Source organism: Zunongwangia endophytica (genome assembly GCF_030409505.1).
In the GTDB taxonomy this organism is placed as follows: domain Bacteria; phylum Bacteroidota; class Bacteroidia; order Flavobacteriales; family Flavobacteriaceae; genus Zunongwangia; species Zunongwangia endophytica.
Map to the genome: position 1 here is coordinate 2,063,351 of NZ_JAUFPZ010000002.1, position 15,906 is coordinate 2,079,256.

General features: G+C 33.3%; 13 protein-coding genes. 1 reads left to right on the forward strand and 12 read right to left on the reverse strand.

The window, feature by feature from the left end:
- Positions 1-79: 79 nt before the first annotated feature.
- The gene (gene lnt / locus QWY91_RS09040; RefSeq protein ID WP_290234005.1) at positions 80-1,672 is read left to right on the forward strand and encodes an apolipoprotein N-acyltransferase; all 1,593 of its coding nucleotides are present in this window, start codon (positions 80-82) and stop codon (positions 1,670-1,672) included.
- Positions 1,673-1,856: 184 nt separating this feature from the next.
- Here lnt and QWY91_RS09045 read toward each other — a convergent pair whose 3' ends face one another.
- The 12 genes from QWY91_RS09045 to QWY91_RS09100 are packed head-to-tail and all read right to left on the reverse strand — an operon-like array spanning position 1,857 to position 15,888.
- A complete protein-coding gene (locus QWY91_RS09045; RefSeq protein ID WP_290234008.1) occupies positions 1,857-3,245 on the reverse strand; it encodes an exopolysaccharide biosynthesis polyprenyl glycosylphosphotransferase in 1,389 nt (462 codons plus the stop codon).
- A gap of 32 nt (positions 3,246-3,277) precedes the next feature.
- Positions 3,278-4,285, reverse strand: a complete 1,008-nt coding sequence (locus QWY91_RS09050; protein WP_290234010.1) for a glycosyltransferase family 4 protein — start codon at positions 4,283-4,285, stop codon at positions 3,278-3,280.
- A complete protein-coding gene (locus tag QWY91_RS09055; protein ID WP_290234012.1) occupies positions 4,275-5,297 on the reverse strand; it encodes a glycosyltransferase family 4 protein in 1,023 nt (340 codons plus the stop codon). The genes QWY91_RS09050 and QWY91_RS09055 overlap by 11 nt, the downstream gene beginning before the upstream one ends.
- Entirely contained in the window at positions 5,254-6,618 is a 1,365-nt protein-coding gene (locus tag QWY91_RS09060; RefSeq protein WP_290234015.1) for an O-antigen ligase family protein, read from the reverse strand. The genes QWY91_RS09055 and QWY91_RS09060 overlap by 44 nt, the downstream gene beginning before the upstream one ends.
- Positions 6,609-7,667 carry a glycosyltransferase family 4 protein gene (locus tag QWY91_RS09065; RefSeq protein WP_290234017.1) on the reverse strand — a complete coding sequence of 353 codons (1,059 nt, stop codon included), beginning with the start codon at positions 7,665-7,667 and terminating at the stop codon, positions 6,609-6,611. The genes QWY91_RS09060 and QWY91_RS09065 overlap by 10 nt, the downstream gene beginning before the upstream one ends.
- Complete coding sequence (locus QWY91_RS09070) at positions 7,664-8,776, reverse strand: glycosyltransferase family 4 protein (RefSeq protein ID WP_290234020.1); 1,113 nt, start codon at positions 8,774-8,776, stop codon at positions 7,664-7,666. Before QWY91_RS09070 ends, QWY91_RS09065 begins: the two co-directional genes overlap by 4 nt.
- 9 nt (positions 8,777-8,785) lie before the next feature.
- Positions 8,786-9,778, reverse strand: a complete 993-nt coding sequence (locus QWY91_RS09075; protein WP_290234023.1) for a glycosyltransferase family 2 protein — start codon at positions 9,776-9,778, stop codon at positions 8,786-8,788.
- 1 nt (position 9,779) lies between these two features.
- Positions 9,780-11,312, reverse strand: coding sequence for a glycosyltransferase family 2 protein (locus tag QWY91_RS09080; protein ID WP_290234026.1), 1,533 nt, complete (start codon positions 11,310-11,312; stop codon positions 9,780-9,782).
- Positions 11,305-12,465: a glycosyltransferase family 4 protein gene (locus QWY91_RS09085; protein ID WP_290234028.1), complete on the reverse strand. Its 1,161-nt coding sequence runs from the start codon at positions 12,463-12,465 to the stop codon at positions 11,305-11,307. The genes QWY91_RS09080 and QWY91_RS09085 overlap by 8 nt, the downstream gene beginning before the upstream one ends.
- Positions 12,465-13,862 carry a glycosyltransferase family protein gene (locus QWY91_RS09090; protein WP_290234030.1) on the reverse strand — a complete coding sequence of 466 codons (1,398 nt, stop codon included), beginning with the start codon at positions 13,860-13,862 and terminating at the stop codon, positions 12,465-12,467. Before QWY91_RS09090 ends, QWY91_RS09085 begins: the two co-directional genes overlap by 1 nt.
- Positions 13,862-14,737: an N-acetylneuraminate synthase family protein gene (locus tag QWY91_RS09095; RefSeq protein ID WP_290234034.1), complete on the reverse strand. Its 876-nt coding sequence runs from the start codon at positions 14,735-14,737 to the stop codon at positions 13,862-13,864. The genes QWY91_RS09090 and QWY91_RS09095 overlap by 1 nt, the downstream gene beginning before the upstream one ends.
- Positions 14,734-15,888: an acylneuraminate cytidylyltransferase gene (locus tag QWY91_RS09100; protein ID WP_290234037.1), complete on the reverse strand. Its 1,155-nt coding sequence runs from the start codon at positions 15,886-15,888 to the stop codon at positions 14,734-14,736. The genes QWY91_RS09095 and QWY91_RS09100 overlap by 4 nt, the downstream gene beginning before the upstream one ends.
- Positions 15,889-15,906 lie beyond the last annotated feature (18 nt).

A 15,906-nucleotide genomic window follows, 5' to 3' on the forward strand; every position in this document is an offset into this window, starting at 1 on the left:
TTTTTGCCTGCAAAATCGAAAGCAATTTCCTAAAGCTGATTACCTTCAAAAAATAGATTTCAGCTTAAAAATTTTAATTATGAAGAATATTCTTTTTGCAATTTTAAGCGGACTTTTACTTGCTTTTGGTTGGCCTACTAATGGTTTTCCGCTGCTTCTATTTTTAGGATTTACGCCCCTGCTTTTAGCAGAATTCAATATTCGAAATTCTGAAGCTAAATTCCAAAAATGGAAAGTCTTTGGAGTTGCTTATGTAAGCTTCTTTATTTGGAATGTTATTACAACTTATTGGATCTATTTCTCAACGCCTTTTGGCGGTGCATTCGCTATTTTAGCGAACTCTTTACTCATGTCGATCGTGTTTTTGATTTATCACATTATCGCCAAACGAACTGGATTTAGAGCTTCCGCTAGTTTTTTTATAAGCCTCTGGATCGTGTTCGAAAAAGTTCATTTAGGATGGGATTTTTCATGGCCCTGGCTAAATCTTGGTAACGGATTTTCAGAATACATTAATTGGATACAGTGGTATGAATTTACGGGAACTTTTGGAGGAACACTTTGGATTCTACTAAGCAATTTTGTGATTTTTAAGGCTATCCTTGCTTTCAATGAATTTAAGGATAAAACGATTTTATATCGCGCCGGTGTGAAAACAATTTTATTAATCGGGCTACCAATTCTTGCTTCTTACATTTTGTTATGGAACTATACGATGCCGCAAGAAAGAATTAACGCTTTAATACTTCAGCCCAACATTAATCCTTATACCGAAAAGTATAACACGAACGATACAAAAATCGGCGAGTTATTGCTGAATATGACTTCGGAAAAAATTACAGATTCAACTGAAATTGTTTTGGCTCCTGAGACCGTTTTTGCCGACGGAACAGTTTTATCAAGATTCAACAAATCTGAAGCTGCCTTTTTTGGAAGACAAATTTCACAGCTTCAGCCAAATTTGAGCTTTTTAGGTGGCGTTTCATTTTACGAGCGTTTTTCAAATCCAAACTTAGTGAATTCTCAATCCAACCAATTAGGCGAAAATGACTGGTTTAATGATTACAATTCGGCTTTTCTAATTAAAAATAATACTGAAAACCAGATTTATCATAAATCAAAATTAGTTGTCGGAGTTGAAAATTTCCCTTATCAGGATATTCTTAAACCTATTTTGGGCGATGTAATGATCGATTTGGGCGGAACAGTCGCTATGAAAACTACGCAAAAAGAAAGAGCGGTATTCAAAATAAAAGATAGTATTTCAACAGCTCCAATTATTTGTTACGAATCCATTTATGGTGAATATGTTACCGGTTATGTAAAGAATGGAGCCAATTTCTTGAGCATTATCACAAATGACGCTTGGTGGGGCAATACGGCGGGACATCGACAACATGCAAGCTATGCCAAATTAAGAGCTATTGAAAATAGAAGATCGGTTGCCAGAAGTGCAAATACGGGAATTTCAGAAATTATTAATCCTATTGGCGAAATTCAACAAAAATTAGAATATGAGGAACACGGAACCATATCTGGAGATATTATTCTGAATAATAAAATTACTTTTTACTCCAAATATGGAGATTATATCGCCCGAGTTTCGAAGTTTTTAGCGCTCTTTATATTCCTATTTGCTATGGTAGGAATTAAACGCAGTAAGTATTTTTAGCAAAAAGCGGTGAGGTTACTTATTAGCTTTCAATCTGAGTATTTGAAAATTAATGGCAAATTCATCGAAATTGGGTTTATAAAAATTACATTTTTAGATATTTCAGCATTAAAAAATACTTTTTGTTCTGTCTAAACTATATTCTAGTTTCTCAATTTTAAAAGTATAAACATATATATGCTGACTACTGTCCGCGCATAGAAATTACAGTACTCAAGGTTTTCAGAATGATATTGAGGTCTAAGAAAATGCTTCGATGTTTTATATAAAATAGATCATACTGAAGTTTTTCTAAAGCGCCGGCTTCTTCTCCGCTATAATCTCCTTTTACTTGCGCCCAGCCCGTTAAACCAGGTTTTATTACATGCCGAATATTATAAAAAGGAATACTTTTCGAAAGCTCTTGTACAAAGACCGGGCGTTCTGGTCTTGGACCTATCAAACTCATTTCCCCTTTTAATAAATTCAGAAATTGCGGAATTTCATCGATTCTGGCTTTTCTCATAAATTTACCAAAGGGCGTGGTTCGAAGATCATTTTTTTCAGCATATCTTGGCCCCTGCTCTTCTGCATTCTTAACCATCGTTCTAAACTTAACAATCTTAAATGTTTTGCTATTTTGTCCAATTCTTTCTTGCGTATAAAACAATGGTCCACGGTTAGCTAATGCATTTCCTAATAGCACGAAAGGCGTAAGAACGAGACCAATAAATATTCCCATTAAAGAGAAGAGAATATCAAACAAACGTAAACTGAAAAGGTAGAATTTGTTTTGATTACTTCGGCTAAATGGAAAATATCTGTAGAAATCGTGATCTACATTTTGCACCGGAATTCTTGCAGTAATATCTTCATAAACCTGCATATAATCTCTAATTGGGAATCCCTCATTCAAAAGAAAACTCAGTTCGTTGTAAAGCGGAAGCATTAATCCGCCTTTGTAACCGCTTGAAACAACAATTTCTTTAATATGATATTCTTCAACTGATTTTCTTAAATTATCAACTTCGAACCTTAAAAAATTTTCGTCTTCAACCTCAACTTGTTCATCAGTATTTACAAAACCAACGACCTCGTAATTTGGATCTGCTTTCTTAAAAGCTTCTGCAATCATTTGAATATCGAAACTATCACCAACGACAATTACTCTTTTATTGAATCTTGGTGAAGCGATTAGAGAGATATAAGCCCAACGCCACAATAAAAGTGTACATAAAATTGTAAGAAAAAAATATAGAATCTGAATTCTGTTATCGGGTAAACTCGGACTTAACAGCGGAGTTAAAATGAAAAATAGAACGGTTACTGAAGTAGTTAACAGGACATTTTTAAGTACTATATCAAAATGACTTGCTTTCTGAAGGTCGTATAGTTCAAAAACATGAGCAAAAAGTTTTAAATAGACCACCAGCAAAACTGTCCAATACCAAAATTCCTTACTTATCCTGAAGTAACTAAAATTGGTAAAACTTTGCAGTAATGTAAGCGTTAAAAGAACAAACAACACATCGAATATTCGTAGAAGAACCTTCCTTTCTGAAATTTCGAAATGTAGTAGGGGTTTGTCTGCCATTTCCGTTAATTTATGCAATTAAATATACTCTTTTAAGTCAGTAAATCGTTCCACTGACCTTTTACATTTTCCCAGTCAAATTTTTCAACTTTCTTTCTAGCATTTTTCGCTATACTATTCGCATCTAACTGCTTATCTAATAATTTAAAAGTTTTATTGGCTAAATCATTCAGATTGTTACTTTCAAATAAAATTCCATCTTTACCATCTTCAATAAGATAAGGAATACCGCCAACTTTAGAGCTTAGCAAAGGCAAACCTAGCGCCATAGCTTCTACGATACTTACTGGTGTATTATCAATGGTAGAAGTATTCAAGAAAATATCACAATCTCCAGCTAATTTGTGCCACTGTTTTTTATCTAGTTTTCCTGTAAAAGTGATTGGTAACTTATTCATTTCAGCATAGTTTTTACACTTCAGCATACTACCATCTTTATCTGGACCAACCATGTAAAGCGCTGCGTTAGCGTATTTCTGTACTAACAACTCGAGTAGCTGAATCGCTAACATTGGATTATAAATTTCAGCAAATGCACGAACCCAAATTATCTTTGGTGAAACTTGAAAACGCTCTTTAAAATTATATTCATCTAGCTTTATTGAATTTGGAATAAACTTCAAATTCGTTAATCCTACAGCCGAAAATTTTGAATAAAAAAATTCGGATGGCGCGATATTATATTTAGCGTTTCGGAAAAACGAAAAGAACTTTTTGCGTAGCCTTTTCTCCAGATTTCCGCCATGTAAAATATTTATATAATGAACGCCTTTCGTTTTACTAAGCTTTCCGCATAAATAGGCGTACCAAAAATTTTGCGTACTATATACATCTATAATTATCCAATCTACCTTATCGCTAAATAGTAGCACGCTTCTAAGCATTTCTAGCAGACGTAAAATTTTATTCTCTTTTGCTGAAAATGAATATACCACATACCCCTCTTTTTCGAGTAATCCAGGTAAAATATCAGCCGAAGTTGGTGTACGCCCAGTATTTGCTAGTTTATTTCCTATATAAAGAATTTTTTTAGCAGCCATTATTAATAACCTCTAACCATTCTTTTCTTATCATTTGCCAATCAAAAGATTCAGCCTTACTTCGTGCATTTGAAGCTAGAGATTCTCCTGTCATTGGATCTTCAATAATTTTAGATATTTCTGAAACCATTTCTTGCGCATCTCCCGAAGGAACTAAAATACCATCTCTAGTATGGGTAATCAGATTAGGCATCCCACCTACATTTGTTGAGATTATGGGCAAACCTAAGCTCATAGCTTCAATAACACTAAGTGGTGTATTATCAATTGTAGTAGTATTAATAAAAAAATCGAAATCCTTAGACAATGCTGCCCATTCTAATTTTTTAAGCTTATCGGTAAACTTAACTTTTAGATTCTTCTTTTTTGCTAAGCGTCTACAATCCTGCATACTCCCATCTTTCTCGGGACCAACCATACATAATTCTGCATCACTATACTTGGTCGATAACAGCTCTAAAACTTCTAATGCCATTTTAGGATTATATCTATACTGAAAGCGGCGCACCCATAACAATTTAGGCCTAAAATCTTTACGTAATTTATAAGGGTAATTTTGTAGATCTATTGAATTAGGAATAAGGCAGATTCGATTAAAATTTCTTTTTTCGAATTCGCTCTTCAGAAAATTCGAAGGCGCAATGTTTTGAAAGGCATTACCAAATAAATTCCGACTGAATTTAGGATTTTTATCCAAACGTTCAGGCAAATTACCACCATGTAAAATTGGTATATATGGTATGTTATACATTTGACAGAAACGGCCTACTAAATACGCATAGTAAAAATTTGTAGCTCCATAAGTATCAATAAGGACGATATCTGTAGATTTCTGAAACCTGACAATTAGGCCAAGCATCTCCAAAAGACGCACTGCCTTATTTCGCTTAGATGATGCAGTTTTCACCTCAAATCCTTCCTGTCTAAGCATTTTACTTAGGAAAGAAATATAGGTCGCTGTAAAACTATTAACGCGCAAGTCGTTTCCTATGTACAGGATCTTTTTTGTCATCTACTATATAAAGTAATGCCAGGCCATAAACGAAGGCTGGTAAAGCAATTCGCATGGCTGAATGGTTAATTGTTAAAAACCAAAAGGCTAAAAAGGCCAAAAAATAATAATTGTTTTCGAATTTAAACCAAAATACTACAGGAACAAAAATTAAAATCAATAAACTAATAAGACCAAGAATACCCTGTTCTGATAGCATTCGGCTAATTTCATTATGTGTTGCTATTATGATACCCAATTGTTCCTCTCGATATTCTTTTCCTTTTCCAATTCCGATTCCAAGTATAGGATTGCTTGTAAATGCATGCAACTCGGTTTCGATTAATTCTGATCTTCCGGTAGTAATATCTTCTTTTAATTTCCCCGAAGCATCTTTATTAGTATATCGATTCCCTATTAACCCAGAGGTCTCAACTAATGTAAATGACCATACTGCCACCCCTGCAACTGCTATAAATAGTATTTTCCTGAAAATACTTGATCTAGTTTTTGCATTTTGTTTATAATAAAAGAACAGCAAAAATGTGCTGATACAGATTACGCCAGTAATAACACCACCTCTGGAAAACGTAACTATTGCCCGATACGCCATTAAACCAAGCAAAACAAAATCCACAAGATTTATTAATTTGTCTCTTACTAGAAAAAGTCTTGTAGAAATAAGAAAGAATCCCATCCCGAAAATGGTAGAAATTTGATTAGGACCATATCCTCCTGTAGCAGAGTAATTTGCTGAAACACTGATAATTGAGTCTTTTAGAGAAGGTGTATATAAATACAGATATATCATATTCGATATAAGTGGTAAAAGCAACATTAAAATTACCTTCTCGAAATCTGCTTTTTTTATCTTTTTATAGTAACAATAAATTGCTACTACACCTAAACAAACAGGACCACTTAAATTAAATGCAACTAACTTCCTAAACTCAGCACCATAGCTTATATTAATTGCTGAAACCAAAATACCAGGTACCATCATTAATATAAAAAACCAGTAGGGTACTGTTTTAGAAGATGTTCCTTTAAAAAACATACCTATAAGTATGTAAACCACAACCATATATTTTCCGGTTTCATAAAATATCATACCGGCAGTCATTCTAAAATACACTTCGCTTCCTGCAACGTAGGCTGCTGCCATTAGAGCCTCATTATTTTTATTCTTTTTCTGAAGAATATAAATTAACCAAAATAACAACATCCCATGGCTAATAAGTACAGAGATAGGTCTATATAAATATATTGCAAATGCTATAGCCACATGAAGCAGCAAAAGTCGAAAGTATTCTTTTCTATTTTGATCTATCGTCAACTGCATCTTTTATAGAACTCAATGGTTTGTTTTATAATTTTTTCAGCTCCAAATTTTCTTTTCACTAATTCATGAAATTTTAATGCGGAGCTATTTAGCTTGGTACTATCTTCGGCATAAGAATTAATTGCCGCCAGCAACTCATCTTCATTGCCAGAATTAATTATTATTCCGGTATCTTCAATAACGGCTTTGCACTCACCTACATCTGTACAAATAACAGCTAATTGAGCTTCAGCATACTCCAATAGAACTAGTGGTAAGCCTTCTGATTTCGAAACTAAAATACCGATGGAAGCTTGATTAAGTATTTCCCTATTAATGGGCTTTGAACCATAATAAAAAACATTAGTCATCTTCTCTATCAGCTCTAAGATATTATTACCGTATTCATCATTAAAGTGCTTACCAAAAAGGTGTAGACTCAGATCTTTATCACTCAGTTTAGCGATAACATTCAGTAAAAATAGATGATTTTTTTGAGGTCTAAAATTTGCTACACAAATCAATTTTACTTTTTGGTTCCCCTCCAACTTCACATTTTCATCTGCATTTTCAGCAAGTTGAACAAAATTGTTTATTTGGGTGCAATTGGTACAATTTAATTTTTTGCTATTCCAATCTGCCAATTTTTTATTTACTGCAATTATTCCATCAAAATTATTGCTGCATAATTTTAAAACTGAATAGCGCCTTTCGTTAAGAAATTCACTATTGCCATAATGATCATGCCATATAAAAACTAATTTCGGAATAGCTAGCTTTAACATACTTCCAATAAAATAAGAACTACCATGGGCATGCACATGGGTTATACTTTTTTCCTTGGCAAATCTTACTAATTTTAAAATAGCTTTGATATCTATAGCTCTTTTTCTTCCCAAATACAGATAATTAGACGGGATCTTTAATTCTTTTTTTAAAATCCCTTCTTTTCTAGTAGCTACTAAAAAAGCACGAATACCTTTTACACCATTCAGATAGTTGTAAAAATTAACTGCCATGCGTTCAGCCCCACCAGCTTCCAAGGAATCTATAATCTGCAATAATCTCATAAAAGCTTACGAATTTCAGATTCAAAATATTCCAGCGTATATTTTTGTGACCATTGTCCAGCATCTTTTGCCATAGCTTTATACGCTAGGGGATTTTCAATTACTCTAGTGATATTAGATATATTTTCTTCAAAATTTTGGTTAAGTATTACTCCCCTTTTTCCGTAATTCAGCATCCAGGGAACACAGGATACCGCAGTAGCAATGGGAACACAATTAAAAAACATAGCTTCTGCAACAGCTTTAGGCCAGCCTTCACTTTTAGATGGTAGAATTGAAAAATGAGCATTTTTATATTCCTGCTTTAGATATTTCAATGGAATTCCTCCCCAGATTTGAACAAAAGTCGAAAGATTATTTTCTTTAATATAAAGCTCTAAACTTTCTTTGAGAGGGCCTTCACCGTATAAATTTAAAAAAGCATTTACGCCCCCTTTATTTAAACTTTCTACAACTTTAATTGCATATAGTGGCTGCTTGCCTTCCACCAAACTCCCCACGAATATAAATACTATCTTACCATCGATTTCTTTATATTCAGTTTTTACAATTTCTGTTTCAGAAAAAGAGGCCGTAAAAAACGATTTGATATTTTTAGTTTGTTTCGGCCAATCTCCATATACGAGTACTTTTATATTTTTACTTAAAAAAGTGCTTGAAGTTATCCATTTTTGAAGTCTATAAGACCATGGTTGTTTTGAAGCTGGATCCCAATTACCCGCATATTTTACAGTTTTAGGTTTGGAAGGAAAAAAAATCTGCATAATACACCCCAATAATCCCATGTTACCTGGGCACCGTAAATGGATATGATCTGCCCAAGTCATTGCTTTGATAATTTCCCAGCAAAGCAATGGCAGTCTAAAAATGGTTTTAAAAATTGCTGCTACTGAAATTAAAGAAAATCGCGGAATTTTCTTTAATTCTAATTGTGAAGCCTCATAAGCTACTGCAATTTTAGAAGACTGATTTCCTTCTAAAGGAGCTACAATTTTTACCTCGTCTACATTTTTAAACCAGCGGTTCATTTCAAGCACATAAGGAGCATAGGCTAGAAATTTTTTATCTAACTTTTTATGTATCACATGAGTAATAACGGCAAATTTCATGACCAAAAATCACATTTTAAAAGTTACAGCAAAAATTGCCCAGCATCTGCCTAAAAATTCAGTAAATGCTTCCTGTTTTTTCGAAGTTGTAAAGACGTTTGCTAAACGCACCAATGTTAGTAAGCCGGTTATTTTATACCACATTAGTTTTGCTTTTATTGTCGGTCTATTATACTTAATTCGCCAAACATACCAACCATTTTCAACAACCATCTTTCCATATTCAAATTGGTTAGGACGACCGGACGGCTCATGATAATGATGAAGTTTTGCTGCAGTATTTACGTACAACGAACCTAGTTTAGATAATCTCAAACAAAAATCCATATCCTCATATAATCCATAGCCTTCAAAATAAGCTGAAAACCTAAGTTTCGAGAAAAATTCAGTTCTAAAGGACATTGCACATCCCATAAAAAATTCTACCGGATAAATTTTATCCGATGGAGGCAAAAAACCTGTTGAGAAACCATGAGAAAACTTTGGCATAAATCCAGGAGGCTGATCACTTAATAAGCCGAACTTTTTTCGCAAACTATTCCTACTGCCTAATGTTCTCTTCCAACCATCAAATTCAAATTCGTTGAATAAAGTTTTATTATTTTCTGTTTTTTTCCATTCTGTATTTGGTTCAATAATATAACCTCCTACACCCAAAGCCCCCGGATATTTTTGATAAGTCTCCATAAGCTTCTGAAAATAATTAGATTGTAGCACTACGTCATCATCTAAAAAACACGTGATTAAACTATCACAGCTTACTCTATCTATTCCAAAATTTCTTTGTTTGGTTAGACCTCTATCTTTTTCAGTAACCAAAAAATATTCGATATTTCTAAAGTTCTGTTTTGCAATCAAGCTCTTACTGTCTGGAGTTGTTGAACCATCCACAATAATTATTTGGGAAGGATATAATGATTGTTCCTCCACTGATCTCAGCAGTTTTAAAAGCGCATTAGGTCGCTGATATGTACAAATTATTAAGGAAAACTTACTTTCCATTTTAAATTGCTTTCTTTGAAATTTGTTGTGCCCAGGATTTGCTTGTTTCCCAACGCTTTTGCATGCTTTTCCTATACTTTAAAGGATTTTTAATATCCTGAACTTTGTAAAATTTAAGCCATAAAATAATTTTATACGCTCTTCGCTGTGCTCGTGTATAATTTTTCTGAATAAAACGCATAACCGTTGGCGATGGTTTAGGAAATGGTTCTTTTTGCTCCCAGGGCTTTATGATTTTAGTTCTAAAACCTCCCATTGGAGCTTTTAAGTGAACAATTTCAATTTCTGGATGGTATACAATATCAATACCTTGATTTCGCAATTGCATGCCAAAATCCATATCTTCACCATAGCCATATTCAAAAGATAGATCAAATGCTACTTCTTTTAGACAGGCTTTTTTTATAATAGTATTGCCTGCTCCAAATGTTCCCCATTGCTTCGGATTTTTATACAATAGAACTTCTTGTTTTGTTCGGTACGCAGTTACTAAAACTTCCAATCCATATTTTTCAATTTTAGAAAAAGCACTCTCTAATAAATTAGCTTCAAATTTATTATCATCATCACAAAAGAAAACCCATGAAGCGGTAACTCTCTGTAAAGCACTATTTCTTGCATTACAGGCTCCTGTTTGATGAGTGAAAATATGCTGAATTTCGAATGGCCAGTCTTCAATAATAAAATCAAAATCTGATGTCGTTCCCTTATCCGGGTTTTGTTCTACGATGATTACTTTTTGAGGAAGGAAATTTTGCTTTTTCAAATCTTCTAAAACATTTAATAAATGCTTAGGTCTTCCAATGGTGGGAATAACCACATCTATTGAGTGATCTATAGAAGCTTTAGACGATTGAATGGTTATATCGGAAAAATCTATTTCTACGGAAAAAAAATTAGTTTTTAAACAACTAAAAATCAATGATTTTAAAGGATATTTTTTTTTGTATCGGATGAAACATAATAATAAAATAATTCCTCTTACTTTTTTATAAAATTGAAAAGCAAAAGAGAACAAATCAACTACCGTAGCAGTATATTCTAAATTCTTTTCAATTTTTATCGCTAATTGTGGCGCATGATAACAAAATAGTCCATGGTGCTGTCCTAATTTGGCAATCGCATTTAGTAAATATTCAAAATTGGATATATTTTGAAATTCATTTTTGAATTTCAGAACGACTGAAGCATAAATTCCTCCCATATCGCTACTCATAAGCCAAGTAGGATATTGAACTTCTAGATTAATATTAGCAAATGGAAATTGATCTACATAGCCAATATCGCTACTAAAATATAAAGATTTAATGGCACAAGAAGCCATTATTAAATGATGATGAAAGACATCATCAAAAGCCTTCTCATTTAAATTATTTTGTTGTGCTTCTTCTATCCATATAATTTTTTCTGTAGGGAAATCTTCAGCCAATTTCCAAAAAGTTTTAACCAGATTTTCTGAATAGCCACTTAACTGCTCCCTATCTTTATAAACAGCATACACCTTCTTGCTATGTTGATGAATTAGCTTAATCATAAATTTGGGTAGCTAAAATTTCCTTATAAAATTCAATATTTTCAATTGCTTTTTGCTGAATATCAAAATTTGCCTCAACTTTTAATCGGGCATTTTTTTGAAGCTTTTCTCTAAAATGATCACCTTCAAAAATCTGTTTTATCGCTTCTGCAAAAGCTTCATGATTTGATGGGTGTTCCATCAGTCCATCTTCTCCATGAGCTATTATTTCTTTAGCCCAACCAATATTAGTATTGACCACTGCTTTTTGTAAAGCCATCGATTCTATAGTAACCATTCCCAGAGTTTCTGCATAGGAGGGAAAAACACAAACATGAGCTTTTTTAATATGCTTTTTCACTTCAGGATATGGCATCTTACCTAAATACTGAATACCGGAAATATCCTTTTCCTTAATTTTTTGCTGAAGTAATTTCCAGGTTGAAGAACTTCCTGTTTTGATATCCGCAGAATCCCCTCCAATTAATAGTAATGTTGAATTTGGGTAACTCTGCTTTACTTTTTCAAAAATATCAAGTAATTCTAAAACACCTTTTTTACGAATTAAAGTACCTAAATATAAAATAGAGAAAGATTCAAAATTCTCTGGATTTTCATTATCGAATTGTGATAAATCCAATCCATAATGAATTGTTTTTATTACTGCATCATTGATCTTGAACAACTCTTTAGAAAGAACACCCGCAAAAGTTGTTGGTGCAATAAATGCAGAAACACGCTTTACGGCGTGTTTTTCAAAAAAACGATTTTTAAATTTCTGAGGACGATTTTCTAAATGGCAAAAATAGGTATCACTACCATGAAAACGCATAATTACCGGAATTGTAAAATTCATAAAAGCTGTTATCCCTGTCCAATCTGGAACTTCTAATAAATCTATCTTGGTATCTCGGATACAATAATTTAGTTTTCTATTTATATATTTTCGATATAAATAAAATCCGCCAATTTTGTAGGTCTTCTGTTTAATACAATAAAAATGAATCCCATTTTCTTCAAATTCGGTATCCGCTTTTTGACCATATACAAAAACACTTATTTTTATTCCTTTTGCTTGTAATGATCTTACCAAATTTTGCAAGCTACTTCCTAAACCGCCGGAATGACTTATTTTATCATGAGGATATTCGGGTGTTAGAAAACCTATATGCATTAGTTCAAGATATTTTTTATAGTATTCCAAATATTCTTAGAAGCAACTTTCGGATGTTTCCCAACTATCACCGTAAACCAATTTTGTGCCTGAGCTACAATAGGTTTTGGATCTTTTAATAAATTCTCTAAAGTATCTTGTAAACCTTCTTTGGAAGTAGCCCAAGCCACTGCATTTTCTGAAGGCATTGATCTAAAGTGCACATATTTGTAGTTTTGTCCAATATCTCGAATACCTTTTTGTAATTGAGGTTGTTCGTAATTGAAATAAATACAAGGCTTATTATGAATGGCAAAATCAAAAACCATAGAAGAGCATACATTAGCAACCAATTCAGAATGTTCACAAACTGTTGCTAACAATGAAAAATCAAAAGGTTCAGGAAGAATTGTATTCCATTGTTCTCCCATCGCTTTCCAGGCCGGATCGATTTGCGTGATCTCCTCTTTGTATTTCTCTACAATTTTTTGATATCTCCCTGTGTGATCTACTGGTGCTTTTCTAAATATAATGCCTAAATTATGATCTTGCTTGTTTAGCTGGCGTACTGCTAAGGCTAAATCTTCTAAGTAATATTGATCTAGTGGAGATGTAGTTGTATCATCTCCTGAAAAACAAATATATTCTTTGGCTTCATCTAATCCGTAATCTGCAAAAAATTTAGCTTTAGGTATAACTAAGTCTGGATTAAAATGAGGTTCAAATTGAGGAGTTCCAGTAACGATAATCTGATTTTCCTTTAGAAAAGGATAGTATTTCAACATTTCAGATTTCATTAAACCGCTCCAAACAAAGTAGTAATCGGTTTCTACCACCAACATAGCTTTAGGCACATTGTCCCAACTATAAATAAAAGTAGCTGTAGGAATTCCTAAATCTTTAGCGGCCAGCAATGCGCTTATGGCCTGAGTAGCACGTTGGGTTGTACACAAAACTAAATCAGGCTTATATTTCTCCAGTTGATTTTTACAGTACTGGTATTTAGGATTTTTATATTCTAATTTAGAGATGCGCCTTTTAATAGCTTTTAAACCATTTTCTGAATTATTAGTAGCAATTAAAAAGCTCGTCATCACACTACGAGTAGTCTTCTTGAGTCCGTTATATTTTAAAGGGAATTTGTAAGTCTCGTAAACCGGATCGTTAAATTCTTTCTGCCATAAATTAAGTTCTATTCGCTTACGAGCTCTAGAATAAATTGGTGTCATAGGATTTAAATTATTCAATCCTATTTTAACCTCCTTAAGTCCTAATTCTTCTTGCAATGGAAAAATGCTATTATTCCAATAAATAACATCCATGCCCATTTCCTGACCTAGATCATTAAAATTAGTATACGCGAAATTGCGTAAGCCTACGCCATCTGGCAGAAAAACAAAGACCTTTCTTTTTGCCATTAATTTTTCCTGAATTTCAATTTCTCTCGTTGTACTTCTTCAATATCTAAAATATCTTTCTCTTTAAAAGATAAAGCTTGATATACTGCGTTTAAGTCTCGACTTAACTTTCGCATTCCAGAAGGTTCTAAAGAAGCAGCATGATCGGTTCCTTTCCAGGTACGATCTAATGTATAATGTCTTTCTACCACATTTGCTCCTAACGTAAAAGCAGCTATATCTACTGCAATTCCTAAATGATGTCCAGAAAAACCAATATGCTTTACTTTATTTTCATAAAGCGATTTCATCCTTGAAATTTCTAAAAGACATACATCATCAAAAGGAACAGGATATCCAGAGGTACAATTATAAATTACTAAATCTTTATTTCTCCCTTTTTCAATAAAAAATTCAACTAATTCTGAAATTTCATTTTTAGTTGTCATTCCGGTTGAAATATGAATTTCTCCTGAATAATTATCGCACAACCAGCCCAACATTTCGAAATGATTATTACATGCTGAAGGAATCTTAATAAACTCTGGACTTAAAGATGCAATTTCCTGTGCCGAAGTTAAATCCCATACCGAAGTAGAATAGGAAATTTCCATTTCTTCACAAAAGTCTTTCAGCTCCTGATGCTGAGCCTTTGTAAATTCTAAAAACTCACGGTGTTCTCCATATGTTTCTCCATAAGCATTTATGGGATTAGGATGCGGAGCGTTATACTGATTTTCAGTTAGCAACTCTTTATTATTACGTTTCTGAAATTTTACAGCATCTACTTTGCAAAATATTTTGGCTACCTTAATTAGCTCTTTTGCAATTTCCATATCGCCTTTGTGGTTACATCCAATTTCGGCGATTACGTAAGGTTTTTTATAAGTGTTCAAAATCTAGTATTGTATTTTTGTATAAATTGAGCTACTTCTCGAATAGCACCCTCTCCTGATTTCTTTGCTAAATTTACGTCAGCAATCCTTTTAATTTCATCCATCGCATTTTGTGGAGCAAAAGACCAGCCTACGCAACACATGTTAGCCATATCGTTTACATCATCGCCTACATAAGCCAAACTACTCATCGCCAGATTGTTTTTTATACAATATTCTTGAAGTAATCCAAACTTATCTTTTGCTCCAAGAAAGACGGTATCTATTTTTAGTTTTTTCATTCTTGCAGCTACAAGAGCAGAATTTTCTGATGTCATTACCATTACAGTAACTTGATGCTGTCGTAGGATTTCCAATCCCATACCATCGCGCATGTCAAAAGATTTTGCTAATTCTCCATTTTCAGAAAACAATACTTTCCCATCAGTAAAAACACCATCTACATCTAATACTAAATGGGTGATTTTCTTACTCTCTTTTTGGTTTCTTAGCCTCGTTGCTAACAAGTTCTCTGCACTTAGCCAATCGGCTTCGCTATCAATTTCGGTATAGGAAACCTCGGGCATTTCAAAAGGTGTGATATTTCCGCTAATACGGTTTCTACTACTTTTTAATGCTTTCGTTGTAGTACAGTATACAGCACCATTTTCAACTAGCAATCCTTTAAAATCCTGGCGTCTCGGTCTATTTTTATAATCGTAATTCAATGATTTTCCGTTACTATCCCATGTAAAACGATGAGTTTTCACTACACTTAAAGAAGCGTCTGCCCCTTCTTCAATTTTGGAAATACCTGCATTTATATCATCTAGCGTAGTGAACGGAGATGTTGCCTGCAATAAGCAAAATAAATCGAAGTTATAATCTACTGCTTTAGAATATTCCAAAATAGCAGCTTCAGTGGAAGCCGTATCTGTAGCGCTTTCTTCTGAACGTAATACTGCTTTCACTTTTTTGGACCAATGGAATTGTGTTTCAATAAAATCGATGATTTCTTCATCATCGGTAAAAACAATTATCTCGTCAAGTTTCGAAAATATTGCTTCGGTAAGTACCCAACAAAATAAAGGTCGACCTAACATTTTGCGCTTATTCTTACCTAAAATACCTTTAGAACCCTTTCGTAATGGAATAAAACCGATTGCTTTCATTAACCTGTAAATTGATTA